The organism is Pseudomonas sp. SDO5522_S412, from assembly GCF_054071215.1.
This window is the reverse complement of sequence record NZ_JBSVWQ010000401.1, coordinates 1-2,452: the sequence shown is the minus strand read 5'-3', so window position 1 is coordinate 2,452 and position 2,452 is coordinate 1. Positions and strand designations below refer to the sequence as shown.

Annotated in this window: 2 protein-coding genes; both read right to left on the bottom strand. The window is 62.8% G+C overall.

The window, feature by feature from the left end; genetic code table 11:
• Positions 1 to 270: 270 nt before the first annotated feature.
• Positions 271 to 1,317, bottom strand: coding sequence for an ornithine cyclodeaminase (locus tag ACW9I6_RS32025; protein WP_457340230.1), 1,047 nt, complete (start codon positions 1,315 to 1,317; stop codon positions 271 to 273).
• 11 nt (positions 1,318 to 1,328) lie between these two features.
• Positions 1,329 to 2,255 carry a citrulline utilization hydrolase CtlX gene (ctlX, locus tag ACW9I6_RS32020; protein ID WP_457340229.1) on the bottom strand — a complete coding sequence of 309 codons (927 nt, stop codon included), beginning with the start codon at positions 2,253 to 2,255 and terminating at the stop codon, positions 1,329 to 1,331.
• Positions 2,256 to 2,452: the final 197 nt, after the last annotated feature.

Sequence of the window (2,452 nt, the reverse complement as noted above, 5' to 3'; positions counted from 1 at the left end):
AGCGGCCCCAAAATCCCGGGAGCGCTACGCACTCCAGCGGGAGCAAGCTCCCTCGCCACATTGGGCTGCCTCACTACATTGGGCTGTTTGTTGTCAGAGAGAATGCTTCAAGATGGTGCGTTTTTTGTGTCGTTTACCCCTGCCGCGGCGGGCGGAATGTGCTGTTAAAACGCGGGTCACAGCGGAAACGGCTGCGGCACCCGCTGAATCGGCTTGTTGACCGGGTTTTTCCGGCCTGCCTTTCACGCAAAGCGGCAGGCCAGAGCGGTCTCAGGCGCGCTTTTTCTGCTGTGCCACCGGTGCTTGGGCCAGGCGGGCAAACAGGTCCTTGGGGTCGGCAAGGTCCGGCACCAGTTCCAGTTCGCTGCCCACGTCCAGCGCCTTGGCCACGTCCAGTACGTAACGCAGGGCGGAGTAGTCTTCGATGGCAAAACCTACCGAGTCGAACAGGGTGACCTGGCGCGCGTTTTCGCGGCCTGGCGCCTGGCCGTTGATCACTTGCCACAGCTCGGTGACCGGCGAATCTTCCGGCATGTGCTGGATTTCGCCTTCGATGCGGCTTTGTGGCTCGTACTCGACAATCACGCGGGCCCGTTCGACGATTCGTCGGTCCAGTTCGGTCTTGCCGGGGCAGTCGCCACCGACGGCATTCAGGTGCATGCCCGGTTCGATCATCTCGTCCGTGAGGATGGTGGCGTAGGCCTTGTCGGCGGTGACGGTGGTGACAATGTCGGCACCTTTCACGGCTTCGGCCACGCTGCCTGCCAGGACCACTTTGATCGCTGGGAAGGCTTTGAGGTTGGCGGCCAGTTTGGCGGTGGCCTTGGCGTCGATGTCGAACAGGCGGATTTCAGTGATGCCCAGCATCGCGTGGAAGGCCAGGGCCTGGAACTCACTCTGGGAGCCGTTGCCGATCAGCGCCATGCTGCGGCTGTTGTCCCGGGCCAGGTAGCGCGCCACCAGGGCCGAGGTGGCGGCCGTGCGGATCGCGGTGGTCAGGGTCATTTCCGCCAGCAGTACCGGTTTGCCGGTGTCCACATCACCCAGGGCGCCGAAGGCCATGACGGTGAGCATGCCGCTCTGGGTGTTTTTCGGGTGGCCGTTCACGTATTTGAAGGCGTACAGCGACGCGTCGGACACCGGCATCAGCTCGATCACGCCCTCGGGCGAGTGGTTGGCCAGGCGCGCGCATTTTTCAAAGTCCTGCCAGCGCAGGTAGTCGGCGCGGATGTACTCGGCCATCTCGGTAATGCAGGTTTGCAGGCCTTTTTGCGAAACCAGGTAGCTCAAGTCGTTGACGTCGATATAGCGGGTCATGGGAAGACTCCTTATTGAAATGAGGGGCGGGCGGGCAGATGTACTTCCGCCAACATGCAGCGGGCACTGCCGCCGCCGATGCGTTCGATGTTGTCGATGTTCACCACCACCGGCCGGGTGTGGCGCTCCACGTGCTGGCGCTGGGCGGGCTTGAGGGAGCCCCAGGCGCTGGCCGACATCACCAGCAGCGGCTGGCCGTCGCGGTCATGGACTTCGAGCATGTTGCCGGCGAAGGCTTCCAGCTGGTCGAAGTCCAGGGCGACGATGTCTTTGCCGGTATCGCGCAGGGAGCGTTCAAGGGCCTGGCGCTCGTGGTCATCGGGCAGGGCTTGCAGGCACACCACGGAGAGGTCGCGGCCGACACTCATCATTACGTTGCTGTGGTAGATCGGCGCGTGGTGACGGTCGACGGCGTGGAATACGCAGAGCTGGTAGTCAAGGCGTTCGGCGAACTGGCGGAGGGCATCCTGATGGGTACGCCCGGAATGGCAGGCGTAGCTGATGCGGTGCTGGCGGTCGAGGACCATGCTGCCGGTGCCTTCGAGGAACATGTTCTGTTGTTCGAGGTGGCTGAAGTCGATGGTGTTGTGGATCGCGAAGCGTTGCTCCAGCACTTGCAGCACGCCTTTGTCGCGTTCCAGTCGTCGGTTCCGGCCTTCCATCGGATACAGCACCAGGCTGCCGTCGGCGTGGCTGCTCCACCAGTTGTTGGGGAAGATCGAATCCGGGGTATGGGGAGCGGGGGTGTCTTGTACCACCAGCACTTCCACGCCGTGGTGGCGCAGGGTGTCGACGTAGCCGTCGAACTCTTCCAGCGCTTTCTGCTGTGCCGCCAACGGGTCGAGGGGCGCACGCTGGAAGCGGTTGTTGATCGCGGTGTCCGGGTTGAAGGCGAAGTGCGCCGGGCGGATCATCAGGACAGTGTTGGTGGTTTGCATGGGGGCACGGGTCCATGGGGTGGGCAGTGAGGCTATTTTGTGCGGTGTGAAGGAAGAATCCCGGCTGAACTGAGGGGGTGGCTCAGCCGGGAAAGCTGAAAAGTGGGGTGGGGCAGCCGAATCGGCTGTGGAGGTGAGTGGAGATCAAAATGTGGGAGCGGGCTTGCTCGCGAAAGCGGTGGGTCAGTTAATAAATT